Here is a 24962-nt window from a genome sequence, read left to right on the forward strand (position 1 = left end):
TAATACCATAAGCCTTTGTCTTTAACCCAACCAACTACTCCCTGATTAGAATTCTTTTTAGGTTTAGCTACATCAGTTTCAGTTTTACCTGTTCCTTCTTTAGGTTTAGCTACATCAGTTTCAGTTTTACCTGTCCCTTCTTTAGGTTTAGCTACGTCAGTTTCAGTTTTATCTGTTCCTTCTTTAGGTTTAGCTACGTCAGTTTCAGTTTTACCTGTCCCTTCTTTAGGTTTAGCTACGTCAGTTTCAGTTTTATCTGTCCCTTCTTTAGGTTTAGCTACGTCAGTTTCAGTTTTACCTGTTCCTTCTTTAGGTTTAGTTACGTCAGTTTCAGTTTTACCTGTTCCTTCTTTAGGTTTAGTTACGTCAGTTTCAGTTTTACCTGTTCCTTCTTTAGGTTTATCTACGTTAGTTTCTTGTTTTATATTATCTACTTTTTCAACGATGATATCATTACTAGTAGATAAATTTGATTTAAGAACATCTTTTATATGTTCTGATGTTACATAGAACTTAACAGTTTCAGGAATTGCAAATGTATCTTTTTTCACAGAAAACTCTGTACTTTTATTCTTAATATGAATTTCCTTTAATGAATCTAAGCTGCCACTTAGGAAGAAGGACGGCAATGAGTTGATATTATTACCAATTGTTAATCTTTTTAATTTTGGTAAACCGTTCATGACATGTTTACCAAAATTTTTAACATTATCTGGTAATATAAGTTCTTTTAATTCTAAATTACGATAAAATGCTAAACGTTCAATAGTTTCTAAACTATTTGGTAAGCTAATTTCTTCAAGTTTAATCGCATCTTCAAATGCAAAAGTACCGATTTTTTCTAAACCATCGTTCAATTCGAGTCTTTTCAAATAAGAATTTTTATCAAACGAATATGATGTAAGTTCTTTTGTCTCCTTAGGTGTTTTATAACTTTCGTCATTTTTTTTACTTGGATAACAAATTAATTTGGTTTTATCTTTTGAAAACAAAACACCATCAATTGAGGCAAACGATTCATTTCCTTCTTCAACATCAACATGTTTTAAGCTAGTAGTATTTTTAAATAGATTACTTCCTAATGTTTTAACCGATTTTGGTAATGTTAGTTTCTCTAAATTTGATAAATTAGCAAAAGCCTCATGTGATATTAATTCTAATTTTGAACTTGAGGAAAAGGTTAGCTTTTTCAATTTTTGACTAAAAGAAAATGCACTTGTCCCAATATATTCTAGAGATGCAGGCAATTCAATCTCTTCTAATTCAGAAAAATTAAAAGCTTTATCTTCAATTTTCTCCAGCTGACTGCCATTCTCAAAAATAATAGTTTTAGCTTTACTTCCATGGAAGCCGTTTTTTTGTATTTTTTTTATGCTTGATGGAATAGTAATAGAGCTAGGATAGTAGATAATTCTACCTGTTTCATCTGGATAATAACTAAAAGCTTCACTAGCTACTTCAGTAACGGTAAATACTTTATCACCTACTGTGATTTTTGTAGGAATCGTGAATGATTTTCCATCTTGACCAGCTTCAAACTGTACAGGAGTCACTCCATTACCCACTTGAACAGTTCCTATGTTGCCTTCTACAGTTAGAACCTTATATTTGATATTATTTTGTTTAATAATACTTCCAACTTTAGTTTCTTTGATCACTTCCGAACTAGGTGTATTTGCTAGAATTGGTTCATTAGGGACATATGCTGCTAATATAACCGCAGCTGTAGTTAATGATAATACTGTTCTTTTTTTCATATAAATTTCCTTACATATTTATTTTCTAATAGATATAAAACTATAACTTTGCTAGCCGTTGTTATAAAAAGTTTTATTCAAGCATTATCTAGTAGAATAGAGTAGTACATTTTATAAATTGTTATCTCTCCATAAACATAGTATATCATTTTTAAATTTTAAGTCAAGAAAAATTAACCAATGTTAATTTTATTTTTAACACACGTTAATTTTATTTTTAACATGGGCTAAAAATAAAATTAACTGAGTAAAAACTCTCGAAATTCAATTCGCTATATTATCACTCAACTTGAACAAATACCAGAACCACAAAAACAGATATAATTGATGCAATAGCAACTCTATTGAACAACATAAGAGACTGGGACAAAAAGATTTTGATTTCAGTAATTCTTTATTATAAATTTTTAAAATCGATAGATTAGACAAAAAAGCGAACGAAACAGAAAATCTTCACTCATATTCCCAACCATATACGGGAATTATATGTGCGATAGAAATGAAAGAGCAACTCTTAAAAAGCGTCTATCTGCTTTAGGACTACCAGACTATAGTTTTCACTTATTCCGCCACACACACGCTTCTATGATGTTAAATGCAGGTATCGCTATTACCTCAATAAATAATCCATCTAATTTCATTTCGTCTTTACCAAATTTGACGAGATTGACGACCTCTTCATAACGTCCTACCGCATTATTGACATCTTATAAGTTCGTTCTAGCTTTTGATAAGGCTTTGTCAATCTTTGGATTGACACTTTCATTTTGTGTCACAAACTCCATGCCGTAAGACGTTGCCACTCTTCAACTTCACGTTGAATTTTTACTTCTTTACTCTGTTTCGTTGCCATTACCAAAGCCTTTTAAAATGTTCTTTAAATTGGCTCTTTTAATTGCCCAGTGAGTCCTACTTAATTCCCAATCTTCTATTTTTAATTCTGATTGATGAAGTTCGATCAGATTTAAATCAATTTCACATTCTTTCTGAAAATCAAATTTTATATATCCAGCTCTTTTATCTATATCTACTAATTTTCCAAAAAATCCAGTTTTTATCTCTTGGTTCGCCTCACTATATTCTGGAAGGAATAAAGCTGGCAAACTCATTATTTCATCAATATCTTCTAAAGTGAATTGATTGAACTTTTGACTAATTGCTGAATTTGTGTATTGAAAAACCCTATCATTGTTTAAACTAAACGAGTTCTCTTCATACTTCTCATTGTAAATTATAAATAGGTTATAATATTCATTGGAAGAGAGTATCTGCCGTATAGGTGTAACATTAACGATATGATTTACACTGTTTGCTTGCTCAATATTATAAATTCTGTCCGCATTTTGTTGTAGTGGTTGTTGGGGAAATTCTGAGGGCAAATTATCCTGCCTTTTTAGTGAGTTTGTCAATGTATTCTCCTTAATTTAAATTTTCTACATGTTCTATGTTATAAATTTTGTTAGCATACTGAGTTATGATTTTTGGATTATTCAATACTTGTTGTTTCATAGATTCTTCACCTTCAGTATTAAATTTTTTCTCTTCTTCGTTCTCAGTATCTGATTCTTCAACATGCTCTTGTTCCACTATTCCAGCAGTTTGTTCATTCAACTCTTCCACACTTGGGTTATAACGAGTTATTTCTAAATTAGGCAAAGACTTTCCCAGTTCTGAGTTTCTGAATTTCCATGGCGTATTTTCTCCATTTTGAGAATACCATTCCTCAAATGTTTCTTTACCGAGTGTATTATCAATTTTATTTACAAATATATATCTCATCACATCTAACAAGAATGGCTCAATTTCTACTGTTGTAATACTTAATAATTCTGACTTAGATACAGTATTATTAACAGAAATCTTAAATCGTTCCGAAATATCAATTGTTTCATCATTACAGATTGTTTCTATAATAGCAGAAGCAAACCATTCCAATTTTTGCTCTGAAAACTTATTACTTATAAAAGCAGACATACTCTCAAGTGTGTCTTTTTTATTTTGCTTAACTGAGGTTTCAAAAGAATCAATAAAAGTTTGGTCGTCAAAGATCAAATATGATGTAGCAGATATCACACATTTTTTATATTCAGACACATTCTTTTTAAATGATGTCCCTTTAACTTTTAAAAGGGATTCCCCTGTAAAGTTCTCGATGAACGATAACATCATATCATCTTCATTTAAACCATCACTTTTATCAGTTACAACACCACGTACTCTTGTACTACGTACTCTTCTTCTAGTATTTCTAGCTTCAAGAATAAGCCCAAAGAGTATCCCTCCTGTTAGGCGTGGAACGTTAGATGACATTTTTTAACTCCTCTTACTTTATTTGATAACTTTATCTACTTTATCTACATTTACAAGTAACTCCATCTACTTCATAATAAAGTTTGAAGATAAGGCAAATGTATATTTGATTCTATTATATCAAATTTCACAAGCGTTTTCTTCAGAATAATAATATTAGTCCTAATTGATGGCCATCAAATGGACGGATTGAAACGAATATGAAAACTCAGACGATAACGGTCGAGTTCTGCATATATCTGTTTATCCGTTTATTTGGTGTGCCCTTTTCACATCTATCGGTATTCAGTATGGCTCATTGAAGTTTCTTTCCGTCCTAAGGACAGAAAGGAACCAACATGAATAATATATATGAAGAAATTTCTAAAAAGAAATTAAATGAAAAACTCGTTAAATCTCTAACTCCAGAAGAGCAATCTTTCTGGCTTGAATGGCTAAATGAGAGTGATAGACATGAAAATAGTTATGCTCGCCAATGTCGTCGTAAAGAAATAAGTCTAAACTCCAAAATAAACAATGGAAGAACAAATAACGAAACAACTCCACTTGACTTGTTTATAGATGATTCCCCTAATCCTCTTGACTTTCTCATTCAGACAGAAGATGAAGAATTTACCTTAGCTCAATTGCCAAGATTAAAAAAGGTTCTATCTGAATTAGATGAACTTGACAGAGACATTATCTTACTTTGCCATTCATTTGAAGAATATGAATATACGTATAGGGGGGAAACCTATATAAACTACAAGAAACTTTCTTTCAGAGAAATGGGTAGAAGATTAAATGAGGACTATCGTAAAATCCAACGTAAGATACCGAAAATAATGTCTTATATAAAAGAAAGACTCACAGAATAATTGAACAAAAAAATTAGGCCTTTTTTGCTCAAAAATGGTTCAACTACCCTTAATTTTGTCCATTAATTAGGAGGTAGTTTTAAAAGTCCAGCTCATGACCTCAAACCGAGCTTGTCTCTTCTTAGTTTTTAAGCTTCATATAGAAAGGTATATCCATATGAAAATCAAACCACAACACCGAAAAGGCGGTTACTCAAACCATATCGCTCAACAATACGTTGACCTCAACGCTCCTATCTACTTACTGAGTGACGAACTCGAACCCCAACAAAAGTACGAAAACAACAAACCAACAGGGGAAATTGTCGCTTATAAGCCTTGGTTCGGACAAAAAGGACTTCCGCCTTTTCAAGTGAAATTTACAGAAGCACCTGAACTGCCAGACTACCTATCTCTGGTTTCATTTGAAGGTCTAATGGCATGCGAAGTTAACTACAATGTCTACTTCAAAGCTGACGGATTGAAAGAGGTGAACTAATGGTTTCAACTCTCACACAAAGAGAGTTGGAACAATACCTGTTACAGAGCCTAAATATGGGTTTGGGCTCTGTATTACAGGGTGAAACATCCTACACCAACTCTTTTAACATTCTTGTCCGAGAAGACGGCTTTATCTTTGTCCCTCGTCTACCATGTGGCTTTATCATTGATGATGACTTGTATCAGAAGATTTTTCTAATCGCAAACGCCTCCCTCTATCCTCAATATACGCTATTGAAACAAAACTCTGCTTACTTTATCGCCTTAAAGTCAGAGGATATTCATGTTCAGCGTGGCTTATTCTTTCCATGGAAAAAAGGAGTTTCGGAGCGCTTGGTCATTCCAGACCTTGAGATATTTACCTCGTCTCTAAAGGGTAATAATATTCCTATCATGAAAAATCTAGCCATTAACTATGATAAGGTAACTTCTTTGGCTATTGCTGGTAATTCCGGTAGTGGGAAAAGTTACGCTTTGACTTATCTACTTAGTGTCCTGAAAAACATTTCTGACCTAATTATTATTGACCCTAAGTTTGATACACCATCACGCTGGGCAAGAGAACACCAAACTCCCGTTATTCACCCCCATGAAAACCGCTCTAAATCTGATTTTGTTTCAGAAATTAATGAAAACCTGAGCAAGTGTATGACCATCATTCATAAAAGGCAAGCCATCTTGTTTGAAAATCCACGTCATGAATTTAAACATCTAACCATTGTTATTGATGAAGTACTAGCCTTGTCAGAAGGAGTCAACAGAACCATCAAAGATTCTTTCTTCTCTTTATTGTCTCAAATCGCACTACTGGGACGAGCTACACGTGTTCATTTACTTCTAGTCAGTCAACGCTTTGACCATACAACTATCCCCGTATCCGTTCGGGAACAATTGAATGTTCTGATACAGATTGGAAACATTAATAAAAAGACCACACAGTTTTTGTTTCCCGACCTCGACCCTGAGGGCATCGTTATTCCGATAGGCAAAGGAACAGGACTTATACAGATTATTGATAACGAACATCCTTATCAAGTTTTCCCCCTCCTCTGTCCCACCTATTACACCAAGAAAGGAATTTTATAGACTATGAGAAAAACGAATTTTCAAAAAACCATTCATCCAGCAACTACCTTTTTTATAATGGGAATCCTATCTATGTTTATTTCAATCTTATTGAGGCTTGGAATGAATCCCTTGGAAAACAGTATCTATTTCACATCTCTGTTTGATTTCCTGCGCTTGCTTCACTTTATCAGCTCATCTATTTCTTTATTGTCCCTTCTCTTATTACTTGGATTAGTTGGCTATGAAATTAAGATACGCCACAGAGAAGATAAAATATCAAACCTCTTTAAGTCCATTACACAGACCTTTTCTCTTCGTCTATTTCTGATTCAAAGAGAGTACTCAGAAACTGTAAGCACAAGCGAGCAAGGAAACACAAAGAGATACAACCCTATCAACAAACAGTTCAATAAAGCGATTCAGAAAGTGCTTGTAGATATACGAGAGGAAAGCACAACATTGATTATTCCTGTCCCCAAATCGCAACAAGCCATTAGAATTCTAAAAGATTTGGAAACAATCATCAGTGAAGAAATTTCTAGTCGCAATCCTGACTATTATTTTTCAAGACCTGAAAGAAAGGGCATGGACTTCTACTTTATCGGAACAAGACGTAAATAATAGGACGGGCGCTATGGCGCACGAAGTAAGCGCCACCTAGCGCCCGTCTGCTTGGTATATGGACTAACGGGTTACTACGACCCCGTTAGTCCAATAATCAATAATCACAGAAATATCAAAAAAGCGTCTTCCACCTTCCGAAAGAACCCTTCTAAATCTCCTTATAGATAGAAATACAATTTGAAAGCGAGGTATGTTGTATATGTCAAAAGAACAACGTTCCAACAAGTGGGCTTTTCTTTTCTACAGAGAGAGCGCCCCAGAAAACTATTTAGAAATCCTTGAAGACCTTCATATTCCCTTTATCTTATCCCCTTGGCACGATAAAGACGTTAATAGAAGAACAGGGGAACTTAAAAAAGCTCATAAGCATGGCGCCTTTTTCTTCGATTCACTCAAAAGTTATTCTCAAGTATCTGAACTCATCAAGGATAAATTAAAGGGACCTGCTCATGTAGAACCTATTATGTCTCCAAAAGGGATGTATGACTACTTTGTCCATGCGGAGAATCCTGAGAAAAGTCCGTACGATATCAAAGATATAGAAATTGGATGCGGATTTGAATTGGATAAATTCCTCATAAACCATAACAACGATGATTTTCTATCAACTATTATTGACGTGATAGACAAGAATAATTTCACTGAATTTAATCATCTGGTTAGGTATGCGAGAGAAGAAAATCCGACCTTATTAAGACTTATCGTAGATAAAACTTACTTTTTTGCCAAGTATTTAGATTCACGAAGGTATAGTACAGATAAAAGCAAAATAACTTCATCAAAAGCTCCCTTGACGAATACTCCTAATAAAACTAGAGACATCATATCAGACTCTACTTTAATAGAAGTATAACGGAGGAAAAGCTATGCAAGTAATCTTACCAGATGAACAAATTCATCAAATTCAACTTTTACTCTCTAATCTTATAAAGAAAGAAATCAGAGAGCAATTAGACAAGAGCGGTATCGATAGTCCCTATTTGAACAAACAACAAGCTTGTAACTATTTAGGTATATCAAATAATACACTGGATTCTTGGATTGTAAAAGGCTTACCCAAAATCAAAATCGGTAAAACGATTCGATTCCATAAAGACGCTATCGATCAATGGCTAAACTTACATAACTAGAAATATCAAGATTTTTGTTTTATAATAGTCATGATATTTTCTGGTTCGATACACAAGGAGAATATCATGACTATCACTAAAACACAAAATGGTACTTATCGTTTAAAAATCTACATTCCAATAGATGCACGAATGCCACTTGGCATCGTCAACAACAACTATTACGATAAACGATTCAAAACAAGAAAGGAGGCAAGACAAGCAGAAATAGACTTGCTTACCAAGTTAAATCAAATTGAAGATAATGAATTTACTGGATTAGGTAAAGGAGAAATCCTTTTCTCAGACTTCTATCATAATATTTGGTGGGATTCCTACAAATCAGGACAAACAACATCTACTGTTAAACCACCAAGTAAGTCAACTATCTCTAATACTAAAACTTGTTTCGAAAGACATATATTGCCACTTCTTGGAAATTATACAATACAGTTTCTAAATCAAAACAAGCAGGTTATTTTAAACCTTATGACAGCAAAAGCTAACGAATATGCGAACTTTAAATCTTTACGTAGCTATGTGATTTCTATTTTTGATTGGGCAGAAGAACTTGAATATATAGAAGCTAATAAAGTTGCCAAAATATTAAGAAGAATAAAAGCCACTAAAAAGATTCAACTTGATGAGTCCAAGAGAGAGGAAGATTTATATCTGACACACGAGCAACTACAAGACTGGTTCTTAGCCTTTCAAAAAGATTTAGAGGACGAAAAGATTTCACTCAAAGATTATGTCCTATTCTATCTCACATTCTTTTTAGGGGATAGAAAGTCTGAATCCTATGCGCTACAATGGAAACATATTGACTTTGATAAATCGCAAATTCAATTACTCCAAGCATTAGATAGATATGGAGAAGTAAAATCAACAAAAAGCAACAAGAAAACTGTCTTTTCTGTTTCAGGTGACTTACTCCAATTGCTCAAAAATTGGAAAGAACAACAAAGATATGAATTAGCAAAGTTCGGCATCATCAGTAATCCAGAACAATTTGTTTTTACATATATCGACACAAAAGGAAACATCAACAAGCCTTTACATGCTGACTATCTGAACAATAAAATGAAAAGTATTAGAAAGCGACATAAAGAACTAGCACACGCTACACCACATAAACTGCGACATACAGGAGCAACGCTGGCTAAACAAGCAGGAATGAGCTTAGAAGCTATTTCTGAAGCACTAACACACAGCGATACAGGTACAACTCAAATTTATGTCAATACTTCTAACGTTGTTCCTATGACCGTTGGTGAATTTGCTTTAAAGTCTCTAAAACAATAAGGTAAAAATAAGGTGAACTTTGAGGTGAATTTTTTAAAAAAAGACGAAAAAAACACCCATAAGGTAAACTTTTGGGTGCTTTGAAACGTTGATATAATCGTATTGATTAACGTTTTGAGAATTGTGATGCTTTACGAGCTTTCTTAAGACCTGGTTTCTTACGTTCAACTTTACGTGAGTCACGTGTAAGAAGTCCTGCGCGTTTCAATGAATCGCGGAAGTCTGGGTCTACTTGAAGAAGGGCACGAGCGATACCGTGACGGATAGCTCCTGATTGACCAGCGTATCCACCACCTACAACGTTAACGAAAACGTCGTATGAACCTACAGTTGAAGTAACTGCGAATGGTTGGTTGATGACAAGACGAAGGTCAGCGTGTGGGATGTACTCTTCAACATCTTTTTTGTTAACAGTGATTTTACCAGTTCCTGGAACAAGGCGAACGCGTGCAACAGCGTTTTTACGACGTCCAGTACCTGCATATTGTGCTTGTGACATACTTTATTGTTCCTTTCCTTAGATAAGTCCTGAAATATCAAGAACTTCTGGTTGTTGTGCAGCGTGAGTGTGCTCAGCTCCAACAAATACTTTCAACTTCATACCTTGAGCGCGTCCAAGAGTATTGTGTGGAAGCATACCTTTAACTGATTTCTCGATCAAACGTACTGCATTTTTAGAACGAAGTTCACCTGCAGAGATTTGTTTCAATCCACCTGGGTGGTTTGAGTGAGTGTAGTAGATTTTATCAGTTGCTTTTTTACCAGTCAATTTAACTTTTTCAGCATTGATAACAATCACAAAGTCACCTGTATCAGTGTGTGGTGTAAATGTTGGTTTGTTTTTTCCGCGAAGTACGCTAGCAACTACTGCAGAAAGACGTCCAAGTGGTACATCAGTTGCGTCAACTACGTACCATTTACGTTCAACTTGGCCTGGTTTAGCCATAAATGTTGTTTTGTTCATGATTTCTCCTATATATAGTTCGATTTTTGTTTACGGTGATGGGTGTTCCTTCCCATCGAAAAGTATTTGGAAGGTTCCGGGGCCTTTCAAATGGGGTAAACAATACCGCTTACTATAATACCAAATTTCACCCCTAAAAGTCAATAGATATGAAAAATATTTTTCTAAATTCCACTCTTTTTGTCTCTAAAAAACCTCGCTTTCGCGAGGCTCTTCTATTTATAAGCTAAGGCACGTTTAAAGGTTTTCCAAGGACCTAAGTCATCTGTCTGCAGAACGAGACTAGCATACATACGTCCGATAAATCCTGTTGCTACCACCGCAAAAATCACTGTAATAGCAAGTGAAAGCCAAGCCTCTAACCCATTTGCATAGCCATTAATGGCTCTAAATGGCATGAAGAAAGTCGAAATAAAGGGAATATATGAACCAATCTTCAAGAGGAGATTGTCACCAGCTGCACCCAGAGCTGTCACTCCAAAAAAACCACCCATAATCAAAATCATCAAAGGAGATAAGGCTTTTCCTGCGTCCTCAGGACGAGAAACCATAGAACCTAGGAAGGCAGCCAAGACGACGTACATAAAGAGACTTATCAAAATAAAGAGCAAGGTATTCAGTGAGAAGGCATCTCCCAAGTGATCCAAAACACCAGACTGAGCCAAGAATGGTAAATCTTTAAAGAGCAAGATGGCTACCAGACCACCTACAACATAGATCCCAATATGCGTTAAAATCACTAGAAACAGAGCCATCATCCGTGCATAGAAATAGTGACTAGCCCTTATGCTAGAAAAGACGACTTCCATAATTTTGGTGCCTTTTTCACTGGCAACTTCCTGAGCCGTCACACCCGCATAGGTAATCAGAATCATATAAAGAAAGAATCCTAAAGCGCCTGCTGCAATTGTTTGAATAAACTTTTTATTTTCCTTGGCTTCATCAATCTTTTCTGTGAATTGAATTGTCTGCGCTAAGCGTTTTTCCTGCTCTTGAGACAAGGAAGCAGTTGAACGATTAAGCTGATTTTGCAGTTCGTTGAGTGTACCTGTAACTGCAAATTTAATTCCGTTTTCAAGCGATGTTTCGCCATGATAAACAGCCTTTAAGACACTATCCTCTTGGTCAATGGTCAGATAGCCTTTTAATTTTTCATCTTTAATCGCTTCTTTGGCACTTGCTTCGTCTTTATAGTCAAAGTTAACACCATTTACATTCTTCAGTCCTTCTGCTACAGATGGCACTGTTGTCACTACTGCCACTTTATCATTTTTAGCCATTGAGGAGCCTTGGAGATAGGCAATTCCTACAGAGATTCCTAAAAAGAGAAACGGCGAAATCACCATAAAGAAGAAACTCCACGATTTGACATGTCGAAGATAGGTTTCCTTGATTACAACCCACATATTTCTCATACTTCCACCCCTGATTCTAGTTTAAAGATTTCATCGATTGTTGGCGCTTGCTGATCAAAAGTTGCGATATATTGACCTTGAGTCAAGATTGGGAAGAGTTCCCTACCAGCACTTTCATCCTCCAAGATCAATTTCCAACTGCCTTGTTTGGTCAAGCTCACCTGTTTGACATGAGGAAGATTTTCCAATTCTTCCTTGCTTCGTTCACTTGAAACAAAGAGACGCGTTTTCCCGTATTGATTCCGGACATCCTGGACTGGTCCATGCAAGACCACACGGCCATCTCGGATCATCAGAATATCATCACAAAGCTCCTCGACGTTAGTCATGACATGGTCAGAAAAGATAATGGTTGCTCCACGCTCTTTTTCCTGAAAAATGACTTGCTTGAGCAATTCTGTATTGACTGGGTCCAATCCACTGAAAGGCTCATCCAAGATAATCAAGTCTGGCTCATGAATCAGAGTAATGATGAGCTGAATCTTCTGCTGATTTCCTTTTGACAGACTCTTAATTTTATCTGTCAGCTTCCCTTTCACTTCCAACCTCTTCATCCATTGAGGGAGTTTTTCCTTGATTTCTTTGGCATCCATGCCCTTTAGAGTCGCCAAATAGCGAACTTGTTCAAGGACTGTCAATTTAGGCATGAGACTGCGTTCTTCAGGCAGATAGCCAATCCGAACGTAGGTTTCCTGACGAATATCCTGACCATCTAGACTGATTTCTCCCTGGTATTCTAAAAATTTCAAAATACTGTGGAAAATCGTTGTCTTCCCAGCACCGTTTTTTCCGACTAGTCCTAAAATACGACCTGGTCGCGCTTGAAAGTCAATACCAAACAAAACTTGCTTGGATCCAAAACTTTTCTCTAGACTTCTTACTTCTAGCATCTTTCACCTCCGAAATGTCTTGCACTCATTATACTCCTTTTTGATATCCTTTACAATGCTTTCCGTCCATTTTTATAAGACTAATGCTATGTAAAATATGGCCTGGAGCACTTTTATACTCAATGAAAATCAAAGAGCAAACTAGGAAGCTAGCCGTAGGCTGCTCAAAGCACTGCTTTGAGGTTGTAGATAGAACTGACGAAGTCAGTAACATATATATACGGCAAGGCGAAGCTGACGTGGTTTGAAGAGATTTTCGAAGAGTATTAGTGATAAATCCATTATACAGTAGCAAACTCGATTTATCACCTCCGCTCCTCAACTGTCTATTTTTAATCCTGAATTGTTACTTGAAAAGAAAAAATCCACCCCGAAGGATGGATTGATACTTTAACGCACTTCTGCATTGACTTTTTCTTCGAGAGACGCTTGGATTTTTTCCATATAGCGTGCGACTTCTTCGTCCGTTAAGCTGTCTTCTGGATTTTGGAAAGTCAAGCTATAAGCCATTGACTTCATACCAAGTCCCAATTTTTCGCCTGAGAAAACGTCAAAGAGTTTGATATCTGTCAAACGTTTCACACCGGCAGCTTGGATAGCGTCCACAACTTCTTGGTGAGTCACTTCTGCCTTAAGGAGAAGGGCAACGTCACGGCTAACTGCTGGGAATTTAGTAATTTCTACAAATGGATTAGCAGGTTGAAGCGCAGTTTCGATAGCTGAAAGGCTGAGCTCAGCCACATACGTTTCTGGAATATCGTAAGCCTTAGCAGTGACTGGATGCACTTGGCCAAGGAAACCAAGAACTTGATCACCGAGTGAAATCATAGCTGTACGACCTGGGTGAAGGCTAGCGATTTCAGATGTTGCCGTATAGGTTACTTGGAGTCCCAAACGAGCAAAGAGGGCTTCAAGGATTCCTTTAGCATAGAAGAAATCAACTGGAACTGCTGCTGTTTGGAAATCTTTTTCAGCAACCAAGCCTGTCAAGGCAAAGGCAAAGCTATTAATCTCATTTGGAAGTTCTTCTTTTGGATTGCCAGTTTGTTCAAAGACTTTTCCGATCTCGTAAAGGGCCAAGTTTTTATTCTTACGAGCTACGTTATAAGCCACCGTATCAAGGATACCAGAAATCATATTTTGACGGAGGACAGAACGATCCACGGTCATTGGCCACATGAGTTCAGTAAGGTTACTTGGTTGAGCCGTAAACTCAACTGCTTTTTCAGGAGTTGTTAGAGCATAGGTGATGATTTCTGTCAAACCTGCTCCTTCAGCAATAGTACGAACTTGACGGCGGAGTTTTTGTGTGGCTGTCAATTCACCAGCTGTACCATCATCTTTTGGAAGGCTGGTTGGCAAGCGGTCATAACCATAGATACGAGCGATTTCTTCAAAGAGGTCTGCCTCGATTGTGATATCCCAACGGCGACGTGGGACGCTGACTGTAAAGCTATCTGCATTTCCAGAAAGGCCAAAGCCAAGACGACGGAAGACATCTTCGACATCAGCATATGAAAGTTCCGTACCAAGGACACGATTAACGTCTGAAAGAGTCGAAGAAACCTCCACATCTGAAGTATCAAGCTGGCCTGCTGAAATGATTCCCTTACGCACCGTCGCACCTGCAAGTTCTGCAATCATGCTAGCCGCCGCATCAAGGGCTTCGTTAACAGTTGCCACATTGATGCCTTTTTCAAAGCGAGAAGATGACTCAGAACGAAGGTTGAGGCGACCACTGGTCTTGCGGATAGATTTTCCGTTGAAGACTGCAGCTTCAAGGACGACACGACTAGATTTATCAGAGATTTCTGTTGCTTGACCGCCCATGACACCTGCAAGGGCTACTGGCTTGTCTGCGACAGTGATAACTAAGTCATTCACGTCCAAGTCACGTTCTTCGCCATCCAAGGTCACCAATTTTTCACCAGCGTGCGCTTCACGCACACGGATGTCACTCCCTTCAAAGGTATCCAAGTCAAAGGCGTGCATTGGTTGACCAAAGTAGAGAAGGATGTAGTTGGTCACGTCCACTACGTTATTGATTGGACGGATTCCTTCGTTCATGAGAAGGTTTTGCAACCATTGTGGACTTGGTGCGATAGTCACATTATCCAAGATACGAGCGGCATAGTAAGGCGCTTTGTCTGTCTCAATGCTGACAGAAAGGGCATCTGCCGCAGCTTCATTAGTTTCTGTTAGAGTAAATTCTTTAAAGTTGACTGCCTTATCATAAATAGCTGCCACTTCGTGAGCCACTCCACGCATAGAAAGGGCATCTGCACGGTTGGGTGTAATAGAAAGTTCGATGATTTCATCATCCAAGTCTAGATATGAGAAGACTTCCTCACCTGGAACGGCATTTTCTGGCAAGATTTGGATGCCATCTGCGAATTCCTTTGGCACAACTGAGTCAGAAATTCCCAATTCACCAAGTGAACAGATCATTCCAAGTGACTCAAGACCGCGGATTTTCCCTTTTTTGATCTTGTAATTGTCAGCGATGCGAGCTCCTGGAAGAGCCACCATAACCTTGATACCAGCACGCACATTCGGTGCACCACAGACGATTTGACGGGCTTCTTCTTCGCCAACGTTAACCTGACAAACATGGAGGTGAGTTTCTGGCACATCTTCGCAAGACAAGACCTCACCGACGACAATTTTTGAGAGACCAGCAGCAGGTGATTCCACACCTTCGACCTCGATCCCTGTGGTTGACATTTTTTCAGCCAACTCTTGTGATGGCACAGCAATGTCCACCAATTCTTTTAACCATTTATAAGATACAAGCATAATTTAGTTTTCCAGAATGACAGTTGTCACTCTAGTTATTTTCCTTTCCTATCATTTCAATAGAAGAATCATCTTCTTACCTTAATTTCTTTTTCAGTAACCAATCTGTATCTACTTTTTGACCAACCATAAAATGATGTTGGCTAAATTTTTCAAAACCATATCGATTATAAAATGCTTGAGCTTTTGTATTATGCTCCCAAACACCTAACCAAGCCCAAGAAAAACTATTTTTTGTAGCAAGTTCAAGAGCGAATCCAAACAATTGCTTACCTAGTCCAAATCCTTGGAATTTTTGTAGCACATAGAGGCGTTGAATTTCAAAAGCATCCTCTAATTCTCTCTCAGTCTGAGCACTTCCCCAGTTGACTTTGAGAAAACCAGCTATCTCCTCTTCATGCATAATGAAATAGGTTTCGGATTCTGGATTTTCCAACTCAGTTGACAAAACTCTCAGACTATAAGACTCTTCAAAGTATTCCTGTAACTGCTCTTCCGTATTATCATGAGCAAATGTTTCACTAAAGGTTTGTTTGGCAATTTTGGACAACACCCCAACATCTGCCTTTTCTACTTTTCTAATCATTATTTAAACTGTTCTGAGAAGCGGACATCTCCTTGGTAGAATCCACGGATATCGTTGATTCCGTAACGGAGCATAGCTACACGCTCTTGTCCAAGACCAAAGGCAAATCCAGAGTAAACAGTCGCATCGATACCACTCATTTCAAGGACACGTGGGTGAACCATACCGGCACCCATAATTTCGATCCAACCTGTTTTCTTACATACATTACAGCCTTCTCCACCACACTTGAAGCAAGAAACATCCACCTCAACAGATGGCTCTGTGAATGGGAAGTAGGATGGACGCAAACGAATTTGACGCTCTTCACCGAACATTTTTTGCACAATCAACTGAAGCGTTCCTTGAAGGTCTGCCATAGAGATGTTTTTCCCAACTACCAAGCCTTCAATTTGGTGGAACTGGTGACTGTGAGTCGCATCGTCTGTGTCACGACGGAAGACACGCCCTGGTGAGATCATTTTCAAAGGACCTTTTGAAAAATCATGAGCGTCCATAGCACGCGCTTGAACTGGAGACGTGTGGGTACGGAGCAAGATTTCTTCTGTGATATAGAATGTGTCCTGCATATCACGGGCTGGGTGGTCTTTGGGAAGGTTCATACGTTCAAAGTTATAGTAGTCTTGCTCTACTTCAAAACCATCCACGACTTGGTAACCCATCCCAATGAAAATATCTTCGATTTCTTCACTGGTTTGTGTGAGGACATGACGGTGACCAGTCGCAACTGGACGACCTGGAAGGGTCACATCGATACTCTCACTTGCTAATTGAGCTGCAACTTTCTTTTCTTCCAAAAGCTTAGCAGTTTCTTCAAAAGCTGCTGTCAAGACATCACGCGCTTCATTGACATGTTTCCCGATAATCGGACGCATCTCAGCAGAGACATCTTTCATCCCTTTGAGGATTTCAGTGAGCGATCCCTTTTTACCAAGGACAGAGACACGCAAATCTTGCATCTCTTTTTCATTTTCAGCAGTAATCTGCTTCAAGCTAGCCAGCGTTTCTTCACGAAGCGCTTTTAATTGTTCTTCAATAGTTGACATAATTCCTCCATCAGTCGCTCGTAGATAAAAAGAAAACCACATGCCAAAAACTCCACTCGGAGCGTTGACACGCGGTACCATCCGTTTTCATCTGACAAGTCAGACCTTCATTTCTAAATCCATGCGCAAGTGAATTCACCCAGCTTTCATATAAAGAGCTTGCAGTCACGGCTCTCCTCCCTGATATACTTCCCTTGAGTTACTAGTCTTGCAGATTTCTATTCAATTACTACATAGTTTATCAGATTTTGAGTTAAAAAACAAGTTAGATTAGACTAATTTCAATACAAAACTCGTTCCTTTTTCTGTTGCTCCATTTTCCACAAATCCAAGCGACTTGAAACAGCGCCTAGATACATGATTGTAAGTGTAGATTTCCTTGACTCTCAATTCTTTCCATCCTTTTATTCGAGCCAATTCAATCAAAGTACTTAGGATCTTTTTTCCAAGTCCTCGATGTTGGTAAGCGGGATTTCCAATCACAATGGGGAGATTGTCCTGAGATAGTGTAACATCCCCAATTGGAAACCATTCACCCTTCTCCTTGACTTCAATCCAAAAAAGCTCACCATGCTGATCCAAATAGGAATACATGGCTTCCAAAGTTTCTTGACTATAAGGAAGCTTCACCCCATCTACGAGGTGAACCAAGTTCACATCCTGATACCAAGCAAGAGCTTCTTCACAATGATTGACCTTATAATAAGGAACAAGACGCAGTGAATTATCTATTTGTAGGGTCTGTTTCATCTGCTTTCCTTTTCAACAAAAGAGTTGCTGCTTGATTAAAACCATCACACCAGTTATACCATTTTGCTTCATACTCATCTTGAGCTAAGATATGATTTTTTAAATCCAGAACAGAGTAAATTTTTCTTTCTTCGCAGGCTTGCGCATAGAGATGATATAGTTCATCACCACCATCTCTATCCCACTCAGCAGAAATCGTATCCCGACCTGCCAATAAAGCCTGATAAGCCCTGTGATGCCCATCTGTAATCAACAAGCAATCTCCAAAGGCAAGAATACTGATTGGATCGACTTGGATTGTTTCTGCCGACTGGTAAAGCATCTGAATATCTTGCAACTTCTTTTCTGATAAGTATAGTTGAGTCGGATGAAGATCTGCTATATTGACTTTCATTTCTTTCTCCTCAAAGGAATTTGATAGTCACTTCTGCTTGCCTTTAAATCGCCATTGGAAGCGGAGCTTGTCATAGAAGGGAAATTCGATAAACAATACTCCCAAGCCCACACAGAGACTGGCAAGAACGTCTGATGGGTAATGAACTCCCAGATAGACCCTTGATACCAACACACTGACTAGGTAGATAACAAGGACGATTTGCACGATTTTTCTCCAGACTGGATCTTTCATCCGTTGACTGAGAATGACAATCAGAGAACCGACCATCAAGGTTACAGCCAGAGAATGGCCACTTGGAAAGGAAAATCCCTTCTCCTCAACCAAGTGTAAAATAGCTGGTCGTGGGCGCTGGTAAATATTTTTAAAGGTCACGATTAAAAGACCTGCCAAAGCCAGATTTCCCAGCATGAAGAAACTTTCTATCTTCCACCGCTTACGATAAAAGACAAAAGCTGTAATGACAACCCAAGTGATAATCACTGGGATATCAATCAAGCGTGTGATGGCCCTGAAAAGAATAGTCAAGTAATCTGGCAAGTCTCCTCGAACGGCAGTCTGTATCGGTTGGTCAAAACCGACCAGCGTTTCAGGGTAAAATTTGACCATGTAGCCAAGAATAACGAAAAGTAAAAGGGCAAAACTGCCCTTCATTAAAAATGTTTGTTTATCTCTCATAATGTTTTAAGGTTGGTTTCAAGAGAACATACAACAACCAGAATGAAACGGAAAAGATTACACCCTCAATCAAGTTAAAAGGTAATACCATGGTCATTAGGTAGTTGGAAAGTCCCAAAATTTTTCCAATATCAAAGTTAGCAAACTTAGCGTACAAAGGAACAGCATAAACATAGTTGAGAACCAACATAGCCACGGTTAAACCAATAGTCCCAGCTAGAGAGCCTAGTAGGAAACGAAGAGTTGTCCGTTCCTTTTTCCAAATCAAAGCAAATACGATGACAAAAACTCCCAAAGCTACGATATTCATCGGCAAACCAATGTAAGTATTCACTCCTTGACTATTAAGAAGCAATTTCAAGAGTGAGCGAAGCAAGAGAATTCCTAGAGCAGCAGGCAAATCCATGACCACCAGACCCACAAGGACTGGCAAGATACTAAATTCGATCTTGAGGAAGGACGCCGCTGGCAAAAGCGGAAAGTCAAAGTACATCAGCACAAATGAGATGGCTGATAGAATCGCAATGGTCGAAAGTCGACGTGTGTTTGTCATAACAGGTTCCTCCAATTTTCTATAAAATCAGAAGAAGTTAGAAAGGATTCCCCTATCTATTCTCACTTTTTATACCCCAAAAGTTCCCTCGCACTCTATTGAGCAAACGGTTACAATTTAGCTATAAATCTATCAGAACAGACAAAGCTATTCTTTCGTCTTCTCCCATCCAGACTATACTGTCGGTTGTGGAATCTCACCACATCAGCTTGCGCTCGCGGACTTATTTGGCTAAGATATTTTAGATTTATCTAGGCGTCGCAGTCGAAGATAATACTTAAAGTATATCGAGACAAGACAACGACGAGAAAACTAAAATAGATAGTCAAATTTACCGCCGGTCGGGAATTTCACCCTGCCCTGAAGACTCTTTTATCATAACAAAAAACGCTTGCAAGCGCAAGCATTTTGTTCATTTTCATTTTCATTTTTTATTTCAATTTATCCACTTCATAGGTATGAATGAGCTCAAGACCTGCAAAGTTCTGCTGGCGGAGGGCTTCGTAGACAATCATGCAGACGGTATTAGACACATTGAGACTGCGGACATGTTCATCATTCATAGGAATACGGAGAGCTTTCTCAGGATGTTCGCGCATAAAGTCCTCAGGCAAACCCTTGTCTTCACGTCCAAAGAGAAAATAATGGTCTTCATCAGTCGATAAATCCACCTCAGAATAGACTTTTTCCGCGAATTTCGAAATCAGATAGAGTTTGCCCTTCATCTGAGACATGAAATCCTCCAAACTCTCGTAAAAATAAATCTCTAGTTTATCCCAATAATCCAACCCAGCTCGCTTCATCTTGCGGTCATCAATAGGAAAGCCCATTGGCTTGATGATATGGAGGGGAGAATTGGTCGCAGCGCAAGTACGCGCGATATTGCCTGTATTTTGTGGAATTTGAGGTTCAAATAATACAATGTGATTTGTCATGACTTGCTTCCTTTCACCATTGCAAAAAAATAGCCACACTGCCCGGAGTCAAGCTCAGCAAACAGCGTGGTTAAGGCATCGTTAACTTACCTCACAACAGGTTTGAAGTAAATCAGCGAAACTACTTTCTTAGTATAACACTTTCAGAATCATTGTCAATAGAAACGACTTGATTTTTTCAATTTTTTCAAGCTATTTCCAAGGGTTTCTAGGAGAAAATTCTTAAATATCTGCAAAAATTGCTTACTCTTTTATACCTATCTGTGGACTGGGAATGATGATATTATGGCCTCGTTATCTCAAACACTGCCGTATGAATCCACTCGTTATGCATTTCAAAGTCATTCTCTATAATTCTACTAAAGGTGAAACCGTTTTTTAAAAGCACTCTCTGAGAGGCCAGATTGTCCGTTGCCGTCCCTGCGATAATCCTATGTAAACCATAGGTAGTAAAGGCCTTTTCTAAAACAAGGTTAACCGCTTCGCTTGCATATCCTAAATTAGTAACATTTTCTCCAATCCTATATCCAAGTTCTGCTGTTTTTCTATCTTTCCCTAAAACACTTAAATTAACTCTTCCAACCATAACGCCTTGTGCATCTCTAATAAGATGCATGTAGACATCCCGATTCTCTTGTTCCCTTAACAATTCCCTTGTATTTTCTTTAAAAACTTCTAACTCAAAATAGTTAGCTGGTCTAGGAGGTAAATTCCGCTCAAAATACTCTCGATTCTCTTTTTCAAAAAATAGACATCTAGACTACTTGCTTCAGACAACAGCTCTAAACTAATCATTATAAATCATCTCCAGTCATCATATACATTCAACATTTTCCCATGTTTACACAAAATGAAATTAACACGATTTAAATAAGTACTTTTACTATTTTATGTTGTCTCTACATTATGACACTGAACTTAGTTGAAAATGATTATATTTGAATAACTTTGATTTTGTAGTGTAAATTCTACTATAAAATATGCAAACTAATTCATGTTTTGTCAAAAATTTCAAGCATACAATTATTAACTTTATTTCTCATACAATCTATCAATAAAAAGCTATAGAATAATTTCTCTTTACTTCTTTAATGAAAACTTTGACAATACTATTTCCAAGGGTTGTAAAATCGTCCCTGATTCTGCAAGATAAGTAGTAAACTAGCTACTAAAAACAAGACTGCCAAGAGCAAGGTAAGATAGTCTCCTTTTTTCAAGGCCTGATAACTATACCAAGTGCGTTTTTTCTCTTTCCCAAAGCGGCGAAGCTCCATGGCGGTCGCAATGGTATCAATGCGTTCTAGCGAGCTAAAAATCAAGGGAGTGATAATGCGCAGATTGCCTTTGATTCGTTGCATAAGAGAAGCTTTCTTGGATAATTCCATCCCACGCGCCTCCTGAGACATCTTGATGGTAAAGAATTCTTCCTGCAAATCTGGAATATAGCGCAAGGTCAGGCTGACTGAATAGGCAATCTTGTAAGGCACACCAATTTGATTTAAACTGGAAGCAAACTGACTAGGATGGGTTGTCATCAAAAAGATAATAGCCAGAGGAATGGTACAAAGGTACTTAATGACCAGATTTAGCAGATAAAAGAGCTCTTGACTGGTCAGAGTGTAGACACCGATTCCCTGCCAAATCACACTTCTCTCTCCATAAAGTCCAACCCCATACTCGGGAGAAAAGAGATAGACCATCAAGACGTTTAAAACGGCAAATACCGTCGCAAAAACGGCTACAAAGGAAACATCTTTAAAACGGATTTCTGACAAATAGAGGAGAAAGACCGAAAAGATGGCAATCAGAACAAGCAGTCTGGTATCATAGCTAATCATGGCCGCCAATGACACGAGGATGAAAAAGAGAAGTTTTCCAGCTCCTGACAAGCGATGAATCACAGTATCTCTATACTGGTAACCAATTAATTTAGCTTGCATCCTTCTCTCCTTTCTTTGTAAAATGCCGTTAAAGCAAGTGGATCCACATCTAGTTTCTTGGCCAAGTTAAAGATAGAGGTCTCTTTTAGATTGGCTTTTACTAACAGCTCAGGATTGCTCAAAAGACTAGCCGGATCAGTATCGGCAATCAATTCCCCATCCACCATGACAAGTGCCCGGTCTGAATAATCCAGCATCAATTGCATATCATGAGTAATCATAACAATCGTGTGCCCTTTTTGATGCAACTTCTCGAGAAATTCCATAATCTCAGTATAGTTCTTCTGGTCTTGACCCGCAGTCGGTTCATCTAAGAGGATGATTTCAGCTCCCAAGACCAAAATCGATGCAATGGTGACACGTTTTTTCTGGCCAAATGACAGGGCAGAAATGGGCCAATTGCGGAATTCATAAAGACCACAGATTTTCAAGGTTTCATAGACTCTCGTTTCAATTTCCTGCTCGTCCACACCTCGCAAACGTAGCCCCAGAGCCACCTCATCAAAAATCATGTTGGTTGAAATCATTTCATTGGGATTTTGCAGCACATAGCCTACTCGTTCTGCCCGCTCTGCAACAGAATCTCCTTTTATATCTTGTCCTTCCCACAGATAGCGACCTTCAGTCTGAATAAAACTACTTAAGGCCTTGGCTAGGGTTGATTTCCCAGCTCCATTTTTTCCGACAATGGCAATCTTTTCACCCTTTTTAATATCCAAATGTAGGGACTTTAAAATCGGTCTATCATCATAAGAAAAAGACACATCCTCTAGTCTAAAGAGTGACTGCAATTCTGGCGTCTCTTTTACTAGTTCCGTCTGCAACTGAACCTGACCTTTTGAGATGGACAAGTTATCCAGATCTGCTAATTGTTCTTCCTTATTTAAATCCACACCCAATTGACGGAGAGTGGTGAGATAAAGGGGTTCTCGAATTCCATTTTGTGTCAATAAATCAGTCGCCAGTAACTGGTCAGGACTCCCATTAAAGAGGATACGACCATCGTTTATCAAGACAATCCGATCCACAGGGCGATGCAGAACATCCTCCAAACGGTGCTCGATAATAAGTGTCGTCGTCCCCTCCTCCTTATGAATCTGGTCAATCAATTCGATAATATCCTGACCTGACTTGGGATCAAGATTGGCGAGTGGCTCATCAAACAATAGAATGGGACTTTCATCAATCAAGACACCAGCCAAACTGACACGTTGCTTTTGTCCACCTGACAAATCCTGGGGACGCTGAGCTAGTAAAGGGAGAAGATCCAGCTTTTCAGCCCATTTATGAACACGATTTTTCATCTCTTCTAGAACTGTCACATCATTTTCCAGAGCAAAAGCCAAATCTTCTGCCACAGACAAGCCAATAAACTGCCCATCTGTATCCTGCAAAACTGTGCTAACCAGATGAGACTTATCATAGATGCTCATATCAAAGGCTACTTGACCCTTGATCAAAAATTCTCCAGACGTCTGCCCCTTGTAAATATTGGGAATAATCCCGTTCAAGCACTGACCCAAGGTAGACTTACCTGACCCAGATGGTCCAACAATTAAGACTTTCTCTCCCTTGTAAATAGTCAAATCCACCCCTTGCAAGGTCGGTTCTTGTTGCGTTTCATACTGGAAAGAGAAATCCTTCCACTCAATTATAGCTTCTTTCATCTTACTCTCTTCATTCGCTTCTTCTACTCAATGAAAATCAAAGAGCAAACCAAAAAGCTAGCCGTAGGTTGCTCAAAGCACTGTTTTGAGGTTGCAGATAGAGCTGACGCGGTTTGAATTAGATTTTCGCAGAGTATTAGACTTCTATTTTATCATAAATTAACCCCTTCTTGCAGACTCTTCTCTTAAAAACTTAGCGCCAAAAAGATTCCTATCCTAGCTTGCTTACCTAACTAATCTATAAACATCGAAAAAGACTGGTTGTCCAGCCTTTTTCCTTATGTTAATCCTTTTTCAAACTTCCTGAACGAATCTGTGTACGTGAATAAGCTAGCAAGAGAAGGGTACCTGCGATAGCTATAGTTACAGCGTTAGCAATACCTGCAACAATCCCTTGAGCAAATACTTTTTCTGCCGCTTCTTGATATATCACAACATCTCCAAGTGGTGCCAAGACACCCCAAACAAGAGCATTTGCAACAATCTGAATGAGATTAAAGAAGACAATATCCTTCAACTCAAAAACACCCTGTGTTACTCGAATGTATTTTCTAAAGAGTCCTACAGCTAGACCAAAGAGCCCACTAGCAATAATCCAAGTCCACCACAGACCGTAGCCAGCAATAGCGTCCTTCACTGCATGCCCAATTAAGCCAACAAGTAGTCCCACTAGAGGACCAAAAATGATAGACAAGAGGCTCTGTACCGCATACTGAAGCTGGATACTTGTATTTGGAACAGGTGTCGGAATGCTGATCATCCCGATGACAACAAAGAGCGCAGCTCCAACACCGATAGCAACAACTTGTTTAATTGATTGATTTTTCATCTATATTCT

25 protein-coding genes, 2 pseudogenes and 1 riboswitch are annotated in these 24962 nt (G+C 38.3%); of the genes and pseudogenes, 8 read left to right on the plus strand and 19 right to left on the minus strand.

All coding sequences use genetic code 11. The features are described from left to right. Nucleotides 1-1757: leucine-rich repeat protein (locus tag HT731_RS02850; protein ID WP_240156587.1), on the minus strand; the 1757-nt coding region annotated here is incomplete at its 3' end. Between the two features lie 441 nt (nt 1758-2198). On the opposite strand from HT731_RS02850, the pseudogene HT731_RS09495 reads away from it, so the two are divergent. Then, nucleotides 2199-2441 (plus strand): annotated as a pseudogene (locus HT731_RS09495) (hypothetical protein); the annotation flags it as partial. Nucleotides 2442-2590: 149 nt separating this feature from the next. On the opposite strand, the gene HT731_RS02860 reads toward HT731_RS09495, so the two are convergent. Together HT731_RS02860 and HT731_RS02865 are read right to left on the minus strand one after the other, a co-directional pair. Next, on the minus strand, nt 2591-3166 hold the full coding sequence (locus tag HT731_RS02860; RefSeq protein WP_000185168.1) for a hypothetical protein: 576 nt from the start codon (nt 3164-3166) through the stop codon (nt 2591-2593). A gap of 10 nt (nt 3167-3176) precedes the next feature. After that, nucleotides 3177-4067: a hypothetical protein gene (locus HT731_RS02865; protein ID WP_000097855.1), complete on the minus strand. Its 891-nt coding sequence runs from the start codon at nt 4065-4067 to the stop codon at nt 3177-3179. Nucleotides 4068-4405: 338 nt separating this feature from the next. Here HT731_RS02865 and HT731_RS02870 point away from each other — a divergent pair, with 338 nt between their 5' ends. From HT731_RS02870 to HT731_RS02900, 7 genes are all read left to right on the plus strand, one after another. Beyond that, nucleotides 4406-4924: a hypothetical protein gene (locus HT731_RS02870; RefSeq protein ID WP_001060107.1), complete on the plus strand. Its 519-nt coding sequence runs from the start codon at nt 4406-4408 to the stop codon at nt 4922-4924. A gap of 163 nt (nt 4925-5087) precedes the next feature. Further along, nucleotides 5088-5402: a hypothetical protein gene (locus tag HT731_RS02875; protein ID WP_173277710.1), complete on the plus strand. Its 315-nt coding sequence runs from the start codon at nt 5088-5090 to the stop codon at nt 5400-5402. Next, a complete protein-coding gene (locus HT731_RS02880) occupies nt 5402-6490 on the plus strand; it encodes a type IV secretion system DNA-binding domain-containing protein (RefSeq protein WP_000255253.1) in 1089 nt (362 codons plus the stop codon). Before HT731_RS02875 ends, HT731_RS02880 begins: the two co-directional genes overlap by 1 nt. 3 nt (nt 6491-6493) lie before the next feature. Beyond that, nucleotides 6494-7093, plus strand: coding sequence for a hypothetical protein (locus tag HT731_RS02885; RefSeq protein ID WP_001232745.1), 600 nt, complete (start codon nt 6494-6496; stop codon nt 7091-7093). Between the two features lie 202 nt (nt 7094-7295). Continuing rightward, nucleotides 7296-7949, plus strand: coding sequence for a replication protein (locus HT731_RS02890; RefSeq protein WP_000032482.1), 654 nt, complete (start codon nt 7296-7298; stop codon nt 7947-7949). A gap of 13 nt (nt 7950-7962) precedes the next feature. After that, nucleotides 7963-8226, plus strand: a complete 264-nt coding sequence (locus tag HT731_RS02895) for a helix-turn-helix domain-containing protein (RefSeq protein ID WP_001196067.1) — start codon at nt 7963-7965, stop codon at nt 8224-8226. 66 nt (nt 8227-8292) lie between these two features. After that, complete coding sequence (locus tag HT731_RS02900) at nt 8293-9510, plus strand: site-specific integrase (RefSeq protein ID WP_000156559.1); 1218 nt, start codon at nt 8293-8295, stop codon at nt 9508-9510. Between the two features lie 106 nt (nt 9511-9616). Here HT731_RS02900 and rpsI read toward each other — a convergent pair whose 3' ends face one another. The 16 genes and pseudogenes from rpsI to HT731_RS02980 all read right to left on the minus strand — a co-directional run bounded on the left by rpsI (nt 9617) and on the right by HT731_RS02980 (nt 24953). Further along, the gene (rpsI, locus tag HT731_RS02905) at nt 9617-10009 is read right to left on the minus strand and encodes a 30S ribosomal protein S9 (RefSeq protein WP_000075973.1); all 393 of its coding nucleotides are present in this window, start codon (nt 10007-10009) and stop codon (nt 9617-9619) included. Between the two features lie 18 nt (nt 10010-10027). Next, on the minus strand, nt 10028-10474 hold the full coding sequence (gene rplM, locus HT731_RS02910; protein WP_001044624.1) for a 50S ribosomal protein L13: 447 nt from the start codon (nt 10472-10474) through the stop codon (nt 10028-10030). Between the two features lie 215 nt (nt 10475-10689). Further along, complete coding sequence (locus HT731_RS02915) at nt 10690-11889, minus strand: ABC transporter permease (RefSeq protein WP_153226283.1); 1200 nt, start codon at nt 11887-11889, stop codon at nt 10690-10692. Then, nucleotides 11886-12779, minus strand: coding sequence for an ABC transporter ATP-binding protein (locus tag HT731_RS02920; RefSeq protein ID WP_173277593.1), 894 nt, complete (start codon nt 12777-12779; stop codon nt 11886-11888). Before HT731_RS02920 ends, HT731_RS02915 begins: the two co-directional genes overlap by 4 nt. Before the next feature lie 390 nt (nt 12780-13169). Continuing rightward, complete coding sequence (pheT, locus tag HT731_RS02925; protein WP_173277594.1) at nt 13170-15575, minus strand: phenylalanine--tRNA ligase subunit beta; 2406 nt, start codon at nt 15573-15575, stop codon at nt 13170-13172. 76 nt (nt 15576-15651) lie between these two features. Continuing rightward, nucleotides 15652-16161 (minus strand): GNAT family N-acetyltransferase, encoded by a 510-nt coding sequence (locus HT731_RS02930; RefSeq protein WP_000619938.1) that lies wholly within the window; start codon nt 16159-16161, stop codon nt 15652-15654. Continuing rightward, entirely contained in the window at nt 16161-17207 is a 1047-nt protein-coding gene (gene pheS, locus HT731_RS02935) for a phenylalanine--tRNA ligase subunit alpha (RefSeq protein ID WP_000103743.1), read from the minus strand. The genes HT731_RS02930 and pheS overlap by 1 nt, the downstream gene beginning before the upstream one ends. A 270-nt stretch (nt 17208-17477) precedes the next feature. Next, nucleotides 17478-17927, minus strand: a complete 450-nt coding sequence (locus HT731_RS02940; RefSeq protein ID WP_025171197.1) for a GNAT family N-acetyltransferase — start codon at nt 17925-17927, stop codon at nt 17478-17480. A 4-nt stretch (nt 17928-17931) separates the two neighbouring features. Beyond that, nucleotides 17932-18351 (minus strand): hypothetical protein, encoded by a 420-nt coding sequence (locus HT731_RS02945; RefSeq protein WP_000867293.1) that lies wholly within the window; start codon nt 18349-18351, stop codon nt 17932-17934. A 27-nt stretch (nt 18352-18378) separates the two neighbouring features. Then, nucleotides 18379-19029 carry a phosphatase PAP2 family protein gene (locus HT731_RS02950; RefSeq protein ID WP_125453133.1) on the minus strand — a complete coding sequence of 217 codons (651 nt, stop codon included), beginning with the start codon at nt 19027-19029 and terminating at the stop codon, nt 18379-18381. Further along, nucleotides 19019-19582 (minus strand): ECF transporter S component, encoded by a 564-nt coding sequence (locus HT731_RS02955; protein ID WP_000185823.1) that lies wholly within the window; start codon nt 19580-19582, stop codon nt 19019-19021. The genes HT731_RS02950 and HT731_RS02955 overlap by 11 nt, the downstream gene beginning before the upstream one ends. 153 nt (nt 19583-19735) lie before the next feature. After that, nucleotides 19736-19954, minus strand: a riboswitch (FMN riboswitch). A 59-nt stretch (nt 19955-20013) separates the two neighbouring features. Further along, entirely contained in the window at nt 20014-20517 is a 504-nt protein-coding gene (locus HT731_RS02960; RefSeq protein WP_000181386.1) for a tRNA (cytidine(34)-2'-O)-methyltransferase, read from the minus strand. A 283-nt stretch (nt 20518-20800) separates the two neighbouring features. Then, a pseudogene (locus HT731_RS02965) lies at nt 20801-21312 on the minus strand (GNAT family N-acetyltransferase). Between the two features lie 314 nt (nt 21313-21626). Further along, on the minus strand, nt 21627-22457 hold the full coding sequence (locus tag HT731_RS02970; protein ID WP_173277600.1) for an energy-coupling factor transporter transmembrane component T: 831 nt from the start codon (nt 22455-22457) through the stop codon (nt 21627-21629). Then, nucleotides 22442-24124, minus strand: a complete 1683-nt coding sequence (locus HT731_RS02975) for an ABC transporter ATP-binding protein (RefSeq protein ID WP_173277602.1) — start codon at nt 24122-24124, stop codon at nt 22442-22444. Before HT731_RS02975 ends, HT731_RS02970 begins: the two co-directional genes overlap by 16 nt. Nucleotides 24125-24407: 283 nt before the next feature. After that, the gene (locus tag HT731_RS02980) at nt 24408-24953 is read right to left on the minus strand and encodes an ECF-type riboflavin transporter substrate-binding protein (protein ID WP_061758866.1); all 546 of its coding nucleotides are present in this window, start codon (nt 24951-24953) and stop codon (nt 24408-24410) included. Nucleotides 24954-24962 lie beyond the last annotated feature (9 nt).

The sequence above is a fragment of the Streptococcus sp. k-163 genome (assembly GCF_013277555.1).
Lineage (GTDB): Bacteria > Bacillota > Bacilli > Lactobacillales > Streptococcaceae > Streptococcus.

Bases quoted from the DNA above. Each gene is read 5' to 3' on its own strand.
- HT731_RS02955 (WP_000185823.1), bottom strand. From the start codon at position 19,582: ATGACAAACACACGTCGACTTTCGACCATTGCGATTCTATCAGCCATC.
- HT731_RS02880 (WP_000255253.1), top strand. From the start codon at position 5,402: ATGGTTTCAACTCTCACACAAAGAGAGTTGGAACAATACCTGTTACAG.
- HT731_RS02895 (WP_001196067.1), top strand. From the start codon at position 7,963: ATGCAAGTAATCTTACCAGATGAACAAATTCATCAAATTCAACTTTTA.
- rpsI (WP_000075973.1), bottom strand. From the start codon at position 10,009: ATGTCACAAGCACAATATGCAGGTACTGGACGTCGTAAAAACGCTGTT.
- HT731_RS02980 (WP_061758866.1), bottom strand. From the start codon at position 24,953: ATGAAAAATCAATCAATTAAACAAGTTGTTGCTATCGGTGTTGGAGCT.
- HT731_RS02970 (WP_173277600.1), bottom strand. From the start codon at position 22,457: ATGCAAGCTAAATTAATTGGTTACCAGTATAGAGATACTGTGATTCAT.
- HT731_RS02870 (WP_001060107.1), top strand. From the start codon at position 4,406: ATGAATAATATATATGAAGAAATTTCTAAAAAGAAATTAAATGAAAAA.
- pheT (WP_173277594.1), bottom strand. From the start codon at position 15,575: ATGCTTGTATCTTATAAATGGTTAAAAGAATTGGTGGACATTGCTGTG.
- HT731_RS02930 (WP_000619938.1), bottom strand. From the start codon at position 16,161: ATGATTAGAAAAGTAGAAAAGGCAGATGTTGGGGTGTTGTCCAAAATT.
- HT731_RS02975 (WP_173277602.1), bottom strand. From the start codon at position 24,124: ATGAAAGAAGCTATAATTGAGTGGAAGGATTTCTCTTTCCAGTATGAA.
- rplM (WP_001044624.1), bottom strand. From the start codon at position 10,474: ATGAACAAAACAACATTTATGGCTAAACCAGGCCAAGTTGAACGTAAA.
- HT731_RS02915 (WP_153226283.1), bottom strand. From the start codon at position 11,889: ATGAGAAATATGTGGGTTGTAATCAAGGAAACCTATCTTCGACATGTC.
- HT731_RS02900 (WP_000156559.1), top strand. From the start codon at position 8,293: ATGACTATCACTAAAACACAAAATGGTACTTATCGTTTAAAAATCTAC.
- HT731_RS02865 (WP_000097855.1), bottom strand. From the start codon at position 4,067: ATGTCATCTAACGTTCCACGCCTAACAGGAGGGATACTCTTTGGGCTT.
- HT731_RS02945 (WP_000867293.1), bottom strand. From the start codon at position 18,351: ATGAAAGTCAATATAGCAGATCTTCATCCGACTCAACTATACTTATCA.
- pheS (WP_000103743.1), bottom strand. From the start codon at position 17,207: ATGTCAACTATTGAAGAACAATTAAAAGCGCTTCGTGAAGAAACGCTG.
- HT731_RS02890 (WP_000032482.1), top strand. From the start codon at position 7,296: ATGTCAAAAGAACAACGTTCCAACAAGTGGGCTTTTCTTTTCTACAGA.
- HT731_RS02950 (WP_125453133.1), bottom strand. From the start codon at position 19,029: ATGAGAGATAAACAAACATTTTTAATGAAGGGCAGTTTTGCCCTTTTA.
- HT731_RS02920 (WP_173277593.1), bottom strand. From the start codon at position 12,779: ATGCTAGAAGTAAGAAGTCTAGAGAAAAGTTTTGGATCCAAGCAAGTT.
- HT731_RS02885 (WP_001232745.1), top strand. From the start codon at position 6,494: ATGAGAAAAACGAATTTTCAAAAAACCATTCATCCAGCAACTACCTTT.
- HT731_RS02960 (WP_000181386.1), bottom strand. From the start codon at position 20,517: ATGACAAATCACATTGTATTATTTGAACCTCAAATTCCACAAAATACA.